The sequence below is a fragment of the Pseudoduganella lurida genome (genome assembly GCF_007830455.1).
GTDB classification, from domain to species: Bacteria; Pseudomonadota; Gammaproteobacteria; order Burkholderiales; family Burkholderiaceae_D; genus Rugamonas; species Rugamonas lurida.
This window is the reverse complement of record NZ_VLLB01000002.1, coordinates 517799-532555: the sequence shown is the minus strand read 5'-3', so window position 1 is coordinate 532555 and position 14757 is coordinate 517799. Positions and strand designations below refer to the sequence as shown.

17 protein-coding genes are annotated in these 14757 nt (G+C 68.2%); 9 read left to right on the top strand and 8 right to left on the bottom strand.

Features of this window, described 5'->3' with window-relative positions; translation table 11 throughout:
- Positions 1–87: 87 nt before the first annotated feature.
- On the top strand, positions 88–942 hold the full coding sequence (locus IP91_RS08995) for a phytanoyl-CoA dioxygenase family protein (protein WP_199754546.1): 855 nt from the start codon (positions 88–90) through the stop codon (positions 940–942).
- 76 nt (positions 943–1018) lie between these two features.
- Here IP91_RS08995 and IP91_RS08990 read toward each other — a convergent pair whose 3' ends face one another.
- Positions 1019–1720, bottom strand: coding sequence for an HAD-IA family hydrolase (locus tag IP91_RS08990; protein ID WP_145648593.1), 702 nt, complete (start codon positions 1718–1720; stop codon positions 1019–1021).
- 93 nt (positions 1721–1813) lie between these two features.
- A complete protein-coding gene (locus IP91_RS08985) occupies positions 1814–2152 on the bottom strand; it encodes a flagellar basal body rod C-terminal domain-containing protein (protein ID WP_229474166.1) in 339 nt (112 codons plus the stop codon).
- A gap of 301 nt (positions 2153–2453) precedes the next feature.
- Between IP91_RS08985 and IP91_RS08980 the strand changes: the two genes are divergently transcribed.
- The 3 genes from IP91_RS08980 (at position 2454) to IP91_RS08970 (ending at position 7091) form a co-directional block, all read left to right on the top strand.
- Entirely contained in the window at positions 2454–3638 is a 1185-nt protein-coding gene (locus IP91_RS08980) for a dienelactone hydrolase family protein (RefSeq protein ID WP_229474164.1), read from the top strand.
- 194 nt (positions 3639–3832) lie between these two features.
- A complete protein-coding gene (locus tag IP91_RS08975) occupies positions 3833–4504 on the top strand; it encodes an SOS response-associated peptidase (protein WP_145648592.1) in 672 nt (223 codons plus the stop codon).
- 7 nt (positions 4505–4511) lie between these two features.
- Positions 4512–7091, top strand: coding sequence for an excinuclease ABC subunit UvrA (locus IP91_RS08970; RefSeq protein ID WP_145648591.1), 2580 nt, complete (start codon positions 4512–4514; stop codon positions 7089–7091).
- 13 nt (positions 7092–7104) lie between these two features.
- Here IP91_RS08970 and IP91_RS08965 read toward each other — a convergent pair whose 3' ends face one another.
- From IP91_RS08965 to IP91_RS08955, 3 genes are all read right to left on the bottom strand, one after another.
- Positions 7105–7542: a hypothetical protein gene (locus IP91_RS08965; protein ID WP_145648590.1), complete on the bottom strand. Its 438-nt coding sequence runs from the start codon at positions 7540–7542 to the stop codon at positions 7105–7107.
- A gap of 84 nt (positions 7543–7626) precedes the next feature.
- A complete protein-coding gene (locus IP91_RS08960; RefSeq protein ID WP_145648589.1) occupies positions 7627–8007 on the bottom strand; it encodes a FlxA-like family protein in 381 nt (126 codons plus the stop codon).
- A gap of 50 nt (positions 8008–8057) precedes the next feature.
- A complete protein-coding gene (locus IP91_RS08955; protein WP_158643118.1) occupies positions 8058–8429 on the bottom strand; it encodes a hypothetical protein in 372 nt (123 codons plus the stop codon).
- Positions 8430–8433: 4 nt separating this feature from the next.
- On the opposite strand from IP91_RS08955, the gene IP91_RS08950 reads away from it, so the two are divergent.
- The 4 genes from IP91_RS08950 to IP91_RS08935 all read left to right on the top strand — a co-directional run bounded on the left by IP91_RS08950 (position 8434) and on the right by IP91_RS08935 (position 10273).
- Complete coding sequence (locus IP91_RS08950) at positions 8434–8961, top strand: phasin family protein (RefSeq protein WP_158643117.1); 528 nt, start codon at positions 8434–8436, stop codon at positions 8959–8961.
- Between the two features lie 207 nt (positions 8962–9168).
- Complete coding sequence (locus tag IP91_RS08945; RefSeq protein ID WP_145648586.1) at positions 9169–9417, top strand: hypothetical protein; 249 nt, start codon at positions 9169–9171, stop codon at positions 9415–9417.
- Positions 9414–9902 (top strand): thioredoxin TrxC, encoded by a 489-nt coding sequence (gene trxC, locus IP91_RS08940; protein WP_145648585.1) that lies wholly within the window; start codon positions 9414–9416, stop codon positions 9900–9902. Before IP91_RS08945 ends, trxC begins: the two co-directional genes overlap by 4 nt.
- A 110-nt stretch (positions 9903–10012) precedes the next feature.
- Positions 10013–10273 (top strand): hypothetical protein, encoded by a 261-nt coding sequence (locus IP91_RS08935; RefSeq protein ID WP_145648584.1) that lies wholly within the window; start codon positions 10013–10015, stop codon positions 10271–10273.
- Positions 10274–10305: 32 nt separating this feature from the next.
- Here the strand turns inward: IP91_RS08935 and IP91_RS08930 are convergent, their stop codons facing one another.
- Positions 10306–11472, bottom strand: a complete 1167-nt coding sequence (locus IP91_RS08930; RefSeq protein WP_145648583.1) for a multidrug effflux MFS transporter — start codon at positions 11470–11472, stop codon at positions 10306–10308.
- Positions 11473–11691: 219 nt separating this feature from the next.
- On the opposite strand from IP91_RS08930, the gene epsC reads away from it, so the two are divergent.
- A complete protein-coding gene (epsC, locus tag IP91_RS08925) occupies positions 11692–12630 on the top strand; it encodes a serine O-acetyltransferase EpsC (RefSeq protein ID WP_145648582.1) in 939 nt (312 codons plus the stop codon).
- 18 nt (positions 12631–12648) lie between these two features.
- Here epsC and IP91_RS08920 read toward each other — a convergent pair whose 3' ends face one another.
- Positions 12649–13506 (bottom strand): ABC transporter permease, encoded by an 858-nt coding sequence (locus IP91_RS08920; RefSeq protein ID WP_145648581.1) that lies wholly within the window; start codon positions 13504–13506, stop codon positions 12649–12651.
- A 130-nt stretch (positions 13507–13636) separates the two neighbouring features.
- On the bottom strand, positions 13637–14617 hold the full coding sequence (locus IP91_RS08915; protein WP_145648580.1) for an aliphatic sulfonate ABC transporter substrate-binding protein: 981 nt from the start codon (positions 14615–14617) through the stop codon (positions 13637–13639).
- Positions 14618–14757: the final 140 nt, after the last annotated feature.

Sequence of the window (14757 nt, the reverse complement as noted above, 5' to 3'; positions counted from 1 at the left end):
GTTCGCGGCCGCACCTTCGAGCCGTGCCGCCCCGGCCGTGGATATTGCCTACAATGGCCGCCTGCCATGACGATGACGGAGAGACCGATGGACCAGCAACCGAAGAACGACGCAACGGGCTACGATGTGGCCGCCATCATGGGCGCCCTGTACGGCGACGGCTTCACGGCCCTGAAGGGCGCCTTCCCGCGCGAATGGGTGGCGCGGCTGGGCGAGGATATCGGCGTGCTGTTCCAGGAAGCGCTGCGCCAGCCGGGCGGCGCGCTGCCGCGCGGGCCGAACCGCTTCTACGTGGAGGTGCATCCGGAGCGCCTGAGCGGCTTCGTGGACATCGTCTCCCATCCGTGGGTGGTGGCCGTGTGCAGCGCCATCCTGGGGCCGGACTGGAAGGTGGTGGAAGCGGGCTTCGACGTGCCGGGACCGGGCGCGCTGCACCAGCCCTGGCATCGCGATTTCCCGACACCGGCCGCCACCCTGACGGGCCGGCGCCTCAATTCGCTGGCCTTCAACATCACCACGGTGGACGTGACGGAAGACATGGGGCCGTTCGAGATCGCGCCCGGCACGCAGTGGGACGACCTGGCCGGCGGCGACCCGATGTTCCCGGAGCCGGCGCTGTGGCCCCGCTACGAGGCGCGCGCGCAGCGCAAGCTGGCGCAGATGGGAGATATTTCGGCGCGCTCGGCGCTGACGATCCATCGCGGTACCGCCAACCAGTCGCCGAAGTCTCGGCCCGTGTTCGTGCTGGGCGTGGATGCGCCGGATGCGACGAACGCCGCCAAGCACGACCTGCAGGTCACGCGCGGCTATTACGACAGCCTGCCGGAAGAAATACGCCGCCACCTCACGTGCCGCGTGGTGGACAGGCTGGAATTCATCGTGCAGGAGCACACCATCGAAGGCCTGCTGATGGGCGCGCCGCCGCCCCGCACGATGGGCTGAGGTGCTTCAGGAGAGGTGCTTCTGCTGAAGTGCTTCAGTCGATGTGCTTCAGCCGATGTGCTTCAGCCGACGTGTTTCAGCCGGCGCTGCGGATCCTGTCCACCAGCGCCGGCAGTTCCGCCATCGCATCGAAGGTGGCGACGGCACCTGCCTCGCGCAGCCGGTCCGCCTGGCCGGCCGGGCTGTGCGGACCGCCCGTGAAGCCCAGCACCGTTGCGCCGGCCGCGACGGCCGCGTGCACGCCCGTCACGCTGTCCTCCACCACCACGCAGTGCGCTGCGCCGACCCCCATGCCGGCGGCAGCGGCCAGGTACACGGCCGGATCCGGTTTCGGGCGGCCGGCGATGTCGGCCGTGTAGATGCCGCCCGCGAACAGCTCCGCCAGGCCGGTGCGGCCCAGCAGCGCCTGTACGCGCACCAGCCGGCTGTTGCTGGCCACCGCTTTCGTCAGCGGGATGGCCGCCAGCGCCTCGTGCACACCGGGCACCGGCGTCGCCTGCGTATCGCAGGCATGTTCGACGACCGAGCGCAGGATCGCCAGGTCGGCCACGGTCGGCTCGGGCAGGCCGAGTTCCGCGCACACGCCCAGCGTCAGGGCTTCCAGCTTCAGGCCCAGGCGCGGACGGATCAGCGCGATCAGGCGCTCGCGGTCCGCGCCGAGGGGGGCCAGGTGGTCCGCCAGGGCCTGCAGGGCGACGGCTTCGCTGTCGATCAGGACGCCGTCGCAGTCGGAGACGAGGTGGGTGATGCGGTGGGGGATGCGTTCTGTGGTGGGCATGCGGTGGCCGGCGAGTGACAAGGTCCGGCGATCATGCCACAAAGGCGGGAAATTCTCAGACGTACCGAACGGCGGAAGCCCGGCGCGGTTGTGTCAGGCCCGGATGTCGATGAGGGTGCCCAGGCGCTCGTCGGCCGCCTCGATCATTTTCGCGGACAGCTCGAAGCCGGCCTTGTAGACCAGCGAGTTGGTGATCGACGACGCGGGATCGGTGCCGGACGGCGCGGTGCCCACGTTCTCGGCGGCGGACAGGTCGCGCGCGGCGATCGACAGCGTCACGCCGGTGCCGGCGGGGCGCGCCTCGTTGAACGTCGCCGTCTGCGGGACGAAGTTCTGGGTGTTCATGTTGGCGGTGTTATGCGCCTCCACGCCCAGTGCCTGCATATTGGCCTGCAGTCCCGTCAGGCCGGCGCCCAATGCGGAAATTGCCACGTGATGGATCCTTGTCTGGAAGAGCCTCCAGTTTACCGAAAGCGATGGGCGCGCACGGGATGAACCGGCGGCTGGCGGGATAAAAGCTGCTGTCGCGTCGCATCCGTGCGACTGTTATTGATGCGGCGATAACGAGTAGGCAAAACGGCATGGACGGTGTGTCAACACCTGTCGAGTTCGTGCCGCAAAGCAACAAACCTTCCCTTAAAAACGGCTGATATTATTCTTTTAGGATTGCAATCAATTCCGCACGGCATCAAAATTGGGTTGTTGCCCAACGTCAATTGCTGCGGAGTTTGCCGTGCCGGTCCTGTCCCTCGTCCATCGTGTCATCACTGCCATCGCGCTGGCCTCGGCCGCGCTGCTGGCGCCATCCGCCCGGGCCCAGCTGCTGCCACTGGATGCGCGGCTGAACGAACAGGTCATCATGGTGCCCGCCGGTCCGCGCATGAACGTCAGCCTGGAAACGACGCTGTACAAGCCGGCCGGGCCCGGTCCATTCCCCCTGCTGATCATCAATCACGGCAAGTCGCCCGGCAGCCCGCGCGCCCAGCAGCGCGACCGCTTCGTCTACATGGCCACCCAGTTCGTGCGCCGCGGCTATGCCGTGATGGTGCCGATGCGCACCGGCTTCGCCCATTCGGGCGGCACCTACGCGGACTTCGGCTGCAACATGAAGGCCAACGGCTACCAGCAGGCCGGCGACATCGCCGATGTCGTCACGTATGCCCGCGACCTGCCGTACATCGACGCCGACCACATCGTCATCGCCGGCCAGTCCTATGGGGGCCTGGCCAGCATCGCGCTGTCGACGCAGGACCTGCCCGGCGTGCGCGGCATCATGAACTTTGCCGGCGGCCTGAAGGTGCATGGCAATGCCTGCGACTGGCAGGGCTCCCTCGTCAGCGCGTTTGCCGAATTCGGCCGCAAGAACCGCGTCGAGACGCTGTGGATGTACGGCGCGAACGACAGCTACTTCGGCCCGGCGCTGGTGAACCGCATGTACGACGCGTTCTCGGCCAACGGCGGCAAGGTGCAGCTGGTGTCGTACGGCCCGTTCAAGCACGACGCCCACACGATGCTGGGCAGCCGCGATGGCCAGTCCGTCTGGCTGCCGGAAGTCGAGCGCTTCCTGCGACAGGTGGGCATGCCGACCGACCAGGTGTACGCCGTGGCCGAACCTGCGCCGCAGCCGGCCAGCAACTACGCCGCCCTGGCCGACATCGCCGCCGTCCCCTTCCTGCCGGAGAAGGGCCGCCAGCAGTACAAGGACTTCCTGACGAAGCAGACGCCGCGCGCGTTCGCCGTCTCCAGCAGCGGCGCCTGGGGCTGGGCCGAGGAAGGCGAAATGCCGAACGAACGCGCCCTGGCCGCCTGCCAGGCCGCCAGCCGCGAACCATGCCGGCTGTACTCCGTGGACGACTACGTAGTCTGGACCGACAGCGCCGAACCGCCGAAAGACACCATGACCGGCGGCACCAACTGATCTCCCATACTTGAGCCCGTGTCCACCTTGGGGTCAACCCCGAAATCGGACACGGCCTCGACAGTCGCGCGATCGGAGATTTATCGGACTGTTGAGCTCGTGTCCGAAAACGGGGTTGACCCCTGGGTGGACACGGGCTCGGCCGCAGGACACCGGTGCGCGGGGTGCCGCGGTCGCGCTGCTATGATCGGGCGATGTGTGGACGTTTCGATCAAAATGACAATGCGCGGCGCTACGTCAGCGCCTTCGGCTGGGCCGATGCAGCCTACGACAGCGAGGCGGCGCCGACCTTCAATGCGGCGCCGGGCACCTATCGCCCCGTGTTCCACCTGCAGGATGGCGTGCTGCACGTCGACGACCTGCACTGGGGCTACCGCGCCTCGTGGGCGGCCGAGAAGCTGCCCATCTCGTACAACGCGCGCGTCGAGAAACTCACCAACAACTACTGGGGCCGGCTGCTGAAGGCCGGCCGCGCCGTCGTGCCCGCGAACGGCTGGTACGAATGGACCGGCGAGAAGGGCCACCGCCAGCCCTGGCACATCCACCGCAAGGACGGCGAGCCGCTGTTCATGCTGGCGCTGGCCAATTTCGGTCCCTTCAAAGAACACAAGGCCGAATCGGGCTTCGTGCTGGTGACGGCCGACAGCTCCGGCGGCATGGTGGACGTGCACGACCGCCGCCCCGTGGTACTGAATGCGGCCGATGCGGCCACCTGGCTCGATCCCGACCTGTCCCGCGACGAAGCCGAAATGCTGGCGCGCCAGATGGCACTGGGCGTCGATGCCTTCGAGTGGTACCGCGTCAGCACCGACGTCAACTACGCGGGCCGCGACGGCGCCCACCTGGCCGAACCGATCGCGGATTGAGGAACAGATGACAGCAAAGACCCCCGGCAAATCAGGCAACCAGACCATTCCCAGCAACGCTCCGAAACGTACCGGCTACGTGACCGTGCGGGGCGCCCGCGAACACAACCTGAAGAACGTCGACCTGGAGATTCCCCGTGACGCGCTCGTCGTGTTCACCGGCGTCTCCGGCTCCGGCAAATCGTCGCTGGCCTTCGGCACGCTGTACGCCGAAGCGCAGCGCCGCTACCTCGAATCGGTGTCGCCGTATGCGCGGCGCCTGTTCCACCAGATGCCCGTGCCGCAGGTCGACGAGATCGACGGCCTGCCGCCCGCCGTGGCCCTGCAGCAGCAGCGCGGCACGCCGACCACGCGCTCCTCGGTGGGCAGCGTGACGACGCTGTCGAACTCCCTGCGCATGCTGTATTCGCGCGCTGGCGACTATCCGCCCGGCCAGGAGTTGCTGTATGCCGAGTCGTTTTCGCCGAACACGCCGGAAGGCGCCTGCACCCAGTGCCATGGCCTGGGCCGCGTGTACGAAGCCACCGAAGCGTCGATGGTGCCGGACGACAGCCTGACGATCCGCGAGCGCGCCATTGCCGCCTGGCCCACCGCCTGGCATGGCCAGAACCTGCGCGACATCCTCGTCACGCTCGGCTACGACGTGGACACGCCGTGGCGCGACCTGCCGAAGAAGACCCGCGACTGGATCCTGTACACGGACGAACAGCCGCAGGTGCCCGTGTATGCCGGCCTGACGCCGGAAGAGACGAAGCGCGCCTTGAAGCGGAAGGAAACGCCCAGCTACCAGGGCACCTTCACCGGCGCGCGCAAGTACGTGCTGCAGACGTTCGCCACGACGGAAAGCGCATCGATGAAGAAGCGCGTGGCGCGCTACATGGTGAGCACCGAGTGCCCGACCTGCCGTGGGCGGCGCCTGCGGCCCGAATCGCTGTCCGTCACGTTCGCCGGCCACGACATCACGGAGATCTCGCGCCTGCCGCTGCAGCGCCTGGCCGCGACGATGGCGCCGTATGTCGACGGCACCGCGAAGATCAGCGCGAAGGACAAGGCCGCGCACCCGGAAAAGCTGATCGTCACGCAGCGCATCGCGCAGGACGTGCTGGCACGCCTGGAAGTGCTGCTGGACCTGGGCCTGGGCTACCTGGCGCTGGACCGCAGCACGCCGACCCTGTCGCCGGGCGAGCTGCAGCGGCTGCGGCTGGCCACGCAGGTGCGCTCGAACCTGTTCGGCGTCGTGTATGTGCTCGACGAGCCCTCGGCCGGCCTGCATCCGGCCGACACGGTGGCGCTGCTGCGCGCGATGGCGCGCCTGAAGGCGTCGGGCAATTCGCTGTTCGTCGTCGAGCACTCGCTCGATGTGATCCGCCATGCCGACTGGATCGTGGACGTGGGGCCCGCGGCAGGCGAGGGCGGCGGCCATGTGCTGTACAGCGGCGCGCCGGACGGCCTGCGCGGCGTGGACGATTCGCAAACCCAGCGCTTCCTGTTCGTCGATGCGCCGCCCGAAGTCCGCACGCCGCGCGAGCCGCAGGGCTGGCTGAAGCTGGCCGACATCACGCGCAACAACCTGGACCGGCTGTCCTGCGACTTCCCGCTCGGCGTGTTCACCACCGTGACGGGCGTTTCCGGGTCGGGCAAGTCGAGCCTCGTCAGCCAGGTGCTGGTGGAACTGGTGACGCGCGCGCTCGGGCACGAGGTGGAAGCCGAGGCGGAGGAGGGCGAAGACCTCGAACAGGATGCGCCGGCCGCGCTGGAAGGGCGCATCACGGCGGGCCTCGAGAACATCCGGCGCCTGGTGCGCGTGGACCAGAAGCCCATCGGCCGCACGCCACGCTCGAACCTGGCCACCTACACGGGCCTGTTCGACCATGTGCGCAAGCTGTTCGCGGCCACGAAAATGGCCAAGGCGCGCCGCTACGATGCGGGCCGCTTCTCGTTCAACGTGGCCAAGGGCCGCTGCGAGAACTGCGAAGGCGAGGGCTCCGTGATGGTCGAGCTGCTGTTCCTGCCGAGCGTCTACGCGCCGTGCCCGGTATGCCAGGGCGCGCGCTACAACGCCAAGACGCTGGAGGTGACGTACCGCGACCGCAACGTGGCCGAGGTGCTGGGCATGACGGTGGACGCGGCCTGGGCATTCTTCGAGGAAGAGCCGCCGCTGCAGCGCGCGCTGGAAGTGCTGCGCGACGTGGGGCTCGGTTACCTGCGGCTGGGGCAGCCGGCCACCGAGCTGTCCGGCGGCGAGGCGCAGCGCATCAAGCTGGCCACGGAACTGCAGCGCGCCGCGCGCGGCAACATGCTGTACGTGCTCGATGAACCGACCACGGGCCTGCACCCGGCCGACGTGGAGCGCCTGGTCGCGCAGCTGCAGAAGCTCGTCGACGCGGGCAACACGGTGATCGCCGTCGAACACGATATGCGCGTGGTGGCGGCGGCCGACTGGGTGATCGACATCGGTCCCGGCGCCGGCGAGGAGGGCGGCCGCATCGTGGCGGCCGGTGCGCCGGCGCTGGTGGCGGGAACGCGCGACAGCCGCACGGCGCCTTACCTGAAGCGCTTCCTGCAGGGCCGTCCCGCACCGACGTAAGCGCGATCGTCCGCTACAGCCAGCCGGCAACCGCAGCGCAGGCGGCGCAGGCCAGCACGCCGCTGGTCCAGGCCAGCGGCAGCACGGCCGGCCGCAGCGAGCCCGCCACGAGGGCGCTGGGCCGGTGCAGCCGCACCAGTGCGTGGACCGCACACAGGTTCTGCGCGGCGATCAGGAGATTGAGCAGCAGCGCCGCGGCCAGGCACCAGGCGGCGGTCGTGCCATGGCCTCCCGCATCGATGGCCGGGAGTTCGCTGCGTGCCAGCGCGAGCACGGCGCCATGCGCGACCGCGAGCAGCAGTCCCGTGATGCTGGTGTTCAGGAAGTCGCGCTGGTAGTAGTCGCTGCGCCATTGCGGCAGGAATGCCAGTGCGTGCAGCAGCACGGCCAGCATCACGCCGCCCTGCAGGCCGGCGGCACAACGCGCAAGGGGGCTGGCATCATCCATCATGCATGCCGGTGGCTCGGTTGATCAAGCCGTCAACCTAGCACAAGGCCTGCGCAGCCGGCGCCCGCTGCGGCCCGCGCACCGCGGTCAGGCGTAGGTGTCGACGACGCTGCCCACGGTGGCCGTCGGATCGGCCTGCGTGCGCCCGGTGCTGCCCGTGGCGGTGCCGCCCTGGCTGTCCTGCTGTTTCGCTGCTGCGGCGGCGGCCGCCTGCGCGGCCTGCTGCTCCGCGGCCTTCTGCGCCGCCTGCGCCTGCAGCTGGGCGATCTGCTGCTGCAGCGCCTGGATCTGCTGGGCGATCTGCTGGGCTTCCTTGACACCCGTTTCGCTGGTGTCCTTCTGCGCTTCGACGAGTTCCTTCTGCTTGGCCGTGACCTGGCGCTGCAGGCTGGTGATCTGGGTGCTGGTGCTGCTGCCGGCGGTGGCCGATGCCGTGCTGCCGGCGCTCTGGCTGATGGAGGTGACCATGTTCAATTCCTGTCTGTATTGAAAGGATTATCGGCACGCACTGTGCAAACTCAATGCGCCGCCGTGTAAAGAAAGGTAAAGACATCGCGTTGTCCATGGCTGTACATTTGATCGAGATCATGCCCTGCATGGAAGGGAGTCGTAGCCTTGTCTATCGCGCCCACCGCGTTTTGCTTCGGTTTGTTGGCGGTTTGCCGGTACTTGGAAGGTGTTCGATGGCGATTCGGTGATTTTTGGTGAGAATCGTCGGCGCGCATTCCCCGGGTCCGGCTGCGCGGGCAGGCGTACTCCGGTAGCAACAAAAGCATTCCGAGACTCTTTTCCAGACCAGACCCTTTCAATGAGGCAGCCATGTTTCCATTTTCCCAAAGCATTACGCCTGCGGCCCGGAACCACGTCCAGGCCCAGGTGTCGTTCTTCAACGACTTGTCCCGTTCGCTCTTCCAGACGGCCCAGAAGTTCACCGAGCTGAACCTGCAGATGGCGCAGACGATGCTGGAAGACACGGCCGCCGCCAGCCAGGCGATGATCACCGTGGACAAGCCCACGGAAGTGTTCTCCGTCACCGCCTCGCGCGCCCAGCCGACGGCGGACCGGCTGCGCGAATGGCAGCAGCAGGTGTCGCGCATCGCCACGGATAGCCAGACGAAACTGATCCGGGTGGCCGGGGAGCATGCGGAAGAAACGGCGCGCGCGGCCTGCGAACTGACCGACGAAGTCACGCGCGTCACGTCGCAGGAAACCGAGCGCACGCTGCGCCAGCAGCACGACACGATGCGCCAGCTGGCCAACCCGCTGGACAGCATGGTGGACAGCGCCAACCGCCAGGCCCGCGCCGCCATGGGCGATGGCCATGACCGTACCGAGGAAGCCGCGCAGGCCGCGGGGCACGCAGCGCAGGCTGCGCAGTCGGCCATGCGGCAGCCACCGCGCAAGGAGGGCCAGCCTTCCTGAGTCCAGCGGAAGGCCGTCGTATCGTGAGGGGCACGGCGGGCGCGTGCCCGTTTTTTTTGTCCATGCCACCTGCCGTTACGGCCCGGCGAACGGCCGTCCCTGCGCCGCGTCGACATCTGGCGAACCCGCCCGCCTGCGCTCGGCAGCGCCATGAAAATCCCCCAGCCGCTACACTCGCCGACCAATATATCGACGGAGGGAGTGGCAATGGGGGACTGGATCGACTGGCTGCAGTGGCCGGCCATGGCAGCGTCGCTGCTGGCGGCCTGGCTGGTGGGCTCGCGCAGCGCGGCGCGGCGGCTGGCCGGCTTCTGGGTTTTCCTGGGCAGTAACGCGGCATGGGTCGTGTGGGGCCTGCATGACGATGCGTGGGCGCTGATCGCGCTAAACTGCTGCCTGGCCGCGACCAATCTGCGCGGCATCCTGAAGAACAAAGAGGGAGAGGACAAGCCATGAACCACGCCAGCAACGCTGCCACCGGTACCGCCACGGCGGGCAGCACGGAGTCCCTGCACATCGTCTGCCCCCATTGCGATGCCGTGAACCGCGTGCCGCAGGCGCGCCTGGCCGAGGCGCCGGTGTGCGGCAAATGCCAGGACCGGCTGTTTACCGGCCAGCCGGTGGACCTGGCCAGCGCGCGCTTCCTGAAGCACGTCGAACGGTCGGACGTGCCGGTGCTGGTGGACTTCTGGGCACCGTGGTGCGGACCGTGCCGCACGATGGCGCCGTTCTACGCGCAGGCGGCAGCGCGGCTGGAACCGCGCGTGCGCGTGGTGAAGGTGGACACGGAGGCGAACCAGGACATCGGCGCGCGCTTCGCGATCCGCAGCATCCCCACGCTGGCGCTGTTCCGCAATGGCCGCGAAGTCGCCCGCCAGCCCGGCGCGATGGATACCAGCAGCATTCTCGCCTGGGTGCAGCGGCACCTGGGCGCAGGATGAGGCGGACGGTCGCGTAGACGGTCGCATAGTGTCCCGCTAACCCGGCCGTTCAGCGCCGCGCCGGTTTTCGCCTCCGTCGTGTAAAGTAATCAAAACACAACGGAGGATCTATGCCACTGGAAGAAGAGGAACGCCGCAAGTTCGTGGCGGAAGCATGGCGCCGCTACGAAGAGGTGCAGAACTGGGCCATCGCCAACTGGCCGGACAGCGAACGCCCCCTGTCCACCAGCGATTTCGTCGAAGGCCGCAAGGAGATCCTGGGACTGGGCCTGCCGCCCGGCCTGAAGCTCACGCAGGATCCGCAGGCCGCGCCGGAACCGGAGGATGGCGGTCCGCAGTACGTGGACGTGACGCCGGCGCCCTGGCCGTAAGCGTCGGGCACCGAGGCTGGCGCGGATGATGTTCAGTCGTGCCGCGCCAGCATCCATGCGAGCAGGCTGACGACGAGGCAGCCCAGCACGCCGCAGGCCAGCTTGAAGGCGCTGTCGAACAGCAGCGGCGCCACGACCCCGGAGATGATGGCGAACAGCGTCATCTGGATGAACGACTGCAGCGAGGCGGCCAGCCCGCTGTTGTTGGGGAACAGGTTCATCGCGATCAGCGTGAGCGGCGGCATGGCCACCGCCAGCGCGAACGAATAGAAGAACAGCGGGATCACGGCCCACGGCACCTCGGCCGCGAACAGCCAGGTGTATATCACATTGGCAAGCGCAGCGACCGCCATGCCGCCATAGCTCAGCCAGATCAGCTTGCCCTGGGCGACCTTGTGCGCCACCTTCCCCGAGACCATCGACCCCACCACCATGCCCGCCACCAGCGGGATGAACAGCCATGCGAAGGCCGTCTCCGGCAGGTGCAGGATGTTCATGACGAAGTAGGCGGCCGAGCCGATGTACAGCGCGAACCCGCCGAATGCCACGCCGAGCGCGGCCGACAGCAGCAGGAAGCGGCGGTGGCGCAGCACCTTCAGGTAGTTGGCGGCGATCTGCTTCACCTCGAACGGATGGCGCTTCTCGGCCGGCAGGCTTTCCGGCAGCAGGCGCCACACGGCCACCAGCATCACCACGCCGAAGATCGCCAGGAACCAGAAGATCGAGCGCCAGCCATGGCTGACCTGCAGCCAGCCGCCCAGGATCGGCGCGATGGCCGGCGCCAGGCCGAACACCATCATGATGTGGCCGAGGATCTTCTGCGCCTCGATGCCGCCGAAGCGGTCCTGCACGATGGCGCGCCCGACCACGGTGCCGGCGCCGGAGGCCAGGCCCTGCAGCACGCGGCACAGCAGCAGGAAGCCCAGCGAGCCGGCCAGCGCGCCGCCGATCGAGGCGACGATGTAGGCGCCCAGCGACCACAGGATGACGGGCCGGCGGCCCAGCGTGTCGGACAGCGTGCCGTAGAACAGCATCATGAACGCAAAGCAGAACAGGAACAGCGAGAGCGTCTGCTGGATGGCGATCGGGGTGGCGGCGAACTCGCGCGCGATGGCGGGGAACGAGGGCAGGTAGGTGTCGATGGCCAGCGGGCCGACCATCGTCAGGCCGGCCAGCAGGAGCGTCAGCAGAATGTTCATGGAAGGAGTATCGTTATTGTTTTTACGGCCAGTGTCGGCGCAGGGCAGCCGCGTATTGTACGGCAGTTGGCGCCGGCTTGCTGCAGTGCGGGATAGTTCGCCCTCCGCATATCGTTATGCGAAAAACGCCTGACGGGCCGCGCGCGAATTTCGTAGAATTCCGCGTCCGGACGTCGGCGTGACGGCCGCCGGGTTCAACCTGCATTGAAGAAGAAGACCATGACTATCGATACTTTCGACGGCACCGGCGTGAAGCCGGCCCACTGGGACCTGGACGCCGTGGTGGCGGCGCTGCGCGTGTCGCGCGAAGCGACCCACAATATCCGCCACCAGCGCCGCGTGCGCGAACTGCCGTCGCGCGAGGCGCTCACGACGATCGTCAACGGCCTGTCCGCCGTGCTGTTCCCCACCCATTACGGGCGCCCGAACCTGACGGACGAGAGCATCGACTGGTTCGTGGGCGATACCCTCAACACCACGCTGAACCGCCTGACCGAACAGGTGCGCCGCGGCCTGCAGTTCACCGATGCGGCCGACACGGAAGAGGAAGCGCTCACGCTGAAGGCGCACGACCTGACGCGCCGTTTCGCCGCCGGCCTGCCGCACATCCGCGCGCTGCTGGTGTCCGATGTGCAGGCCGCGTATGCCGGCGATCCGGCCGCCACGTCGATCGCCGAGATCATGCTGTGCTATCCCGGCACCATCGCCATCCTGCACTACCGGCTGGCCAACGCGCTGCACAAGCTGGGCTGCCCGTTCATCGCGCGCATGATCTGCGACATCAGCCATTCGATCACGGGCGTGGACATCCACCCGGCCGCCACCATCGGCGGCAGCTTCTTCATCGACCACGGCACCGGCGTGGTGATCGGCGAGACGGCCATCCTGGGCGAGCGCGTGCGGCTGTACCAGCACGTGACGCTGGGCGCCAAGCGCTTCCCGGCGGACGAATCGGGCGCGCTGATCAAGGGCACGCCGCGCCACCCGATCGTCGAGGACGACGTGGTGATCTACGCGGGCGCCACGATCCTGGGCCGCATCACGATCGGTGCCGGCACGACCATCGGCGGCAATGTGTGGCTGACGCAGAGCGTGCCCCCGCACAGCAATGTATCGCAGGCGCAGATGCGCAGCGGCGAGGTGTGGGCGGGGGAGTAGGCGTGCCCGGGCGGGCGGTCAGGCGGCGCCGGTGCCGAAATCGTCCCGCCAGGCCAGCAGCCGCGCTTCCAGGGCGCGCATCAGCGTGTCGCTGAGTTTGCCCAGCAGGGCGAGCAGCAGGATGGCGGCCAGCACGATGTCGGCGCGGCCCGTCTCGCGGCCGTCGCTGAGCAGGTAGCCCAGGCCGCGGCTGGCGGCGATCAGTTCGGCCGCCACCATGAACATCCACGCCAAGGACAGGCCGCTGCGCAGGCCCGTCAGCAGCGACGGCAGCGCGGCCGGCAGCAGTACCCGGCGCGCCAGCGTGATGCCCCTCAGTCCATACAAACGTCCCACCTCCACCAGCTTGCGGTCCACGCCGGCGATGCCGGAAGCCGTGCCCAAGTAGACGGGGAAGAAGGCGCCGATGGCGATCATCGCCAGCTTCGGCGCTTCGTCGATGCCCAGCCACAGCAGCAGCAACGGCACCCACGCCAGCGACGGCACGGCGCGCAGCGCCTGGAAGGTGGGGTCGAGCAGCGCCGCCACGCGGGCGTTCAGTCCCACCGCGGCGCCCAGCGCGATGCCGAGCACCGCACCGGCGAGAAAACCCAGCGCCACGCGCACGCTGCTGGCGAGGATGTGCCAGCCCAGGCCATTGTCCGCGAGCTGCAGCAGCGTGGCCGCGATGTCGGACGGTGGCGGCAGCAGGTGGGCTGGTACCGTCCCCGTGCGCACCAGCACTTCCACCGCCAGCAGTGCGACGGCTGGCAGCAGCAGTCCCCATGCGGGATGGGGACTGCCGCGTGGGCGGCGCGTGCGGGAGGAGGTCGGAGGCGCCGTCGCCCGGATGGCGGCGGGCGGCGCGGCCAGCGTGTCGGCGTGCGGTGGGGTCATGGGCGGGCTGCCAGGCGTGGCGTCAGGCCGATGCCGGTGTTGGTTGGCGACGTTGGAACAAGACCGTGATGCGGCAGCAGGCCGGCGCTGCCCTGTCCTGGCGTCATTGGCGGGCGATGCCGATTCCGCATCAGGCCGCCGTCAGCTTGCGGGCGAAGCGTGTGTCGACCAGCTCCGCGATCGCCCGGTTCACGTCCGTCCCTGGCCTGACGAGGTTCTCGGCCACCAGGATCGGCGCGGCCTGGCGCAGCGCGTTGATATGTTCCGCGTCCGGCTGCGGATGCGAGAAGTCGCTGCGCAGCTTGACCTGCAGGATCGCGACCTGCAGCGACACCTTCGCTTCTTCCGCCAGGATCTTCGCGGCTTCCGTCGGATTCGCCTGGATCCAGCGGCGCGCCCGTTCATACGCCGCCAGCACGCGCGCCGTCTCTTCCGGCCGCTGCGCGAGGAATTCCTCGCGCACGTTCAGGAAGCCGTAGGTGTTGAACGCCACGTTCCGGTACAGCAGCCGCGATCCTCCCTCCAGTTCGCTCGCCGCCATGTGCGGATCGAGGCCGGCCCACGCATCCACGCGGCCCTGTTCCAGCGCCACGCGGCCATCGGCATGCTGCAGCGCCACGTGTTCGATGTCGCCCCGCTTCAGTCCCGCCTGTTGCAGCGCGCGTAGCAGGAACAGGTACGGGTCGGTGCCCTTGGTCGCGGCGACTTTTTTGCCCTTCAGATCTTTCACCGAGCGGATCGGCGAATCCTTGCGCACCACCAGCGCCGTCCATTCCGGCCGCGAAAAGATGTAGGGCGCGCGGATCGGATTGCCGTTCGCCCGCGCCAGCAGCGCCGCCAGGCCGGCGGACGAGCCGATGTCGATGCTGTTCCCGTTCAGGTATTCCAGCGCGCGGTTGCTGCCGGCCGACAGCACCCATTTGACCTCCGTCCCCGACGGCCTGAACGCTTCCTCCAGCCAGCCGAAACGCCTCAGCACCAGGCTGCCCGGCGAGTAGTACGCGTAATCGAGCCGCAGCTCCTTCAGCGGCCCCGCCGTCCGCGCGATCGACGGCGCGGCAACGGCCGCGAAACTGGCGGCGGTGTACTTCAGGACGGTACGGCGTTTCATTTTTTCTTCTCCATTTTTATTGTTGAGCTCGTGTCACACCATGGGGTCAGGCGTAGTGACACGAACTGTGCAGTAGCGCGCAACGCACTGATTTCGCAAGCATTTGCACCGCACGGATGAGCTTGTGTCACTACGCCTGA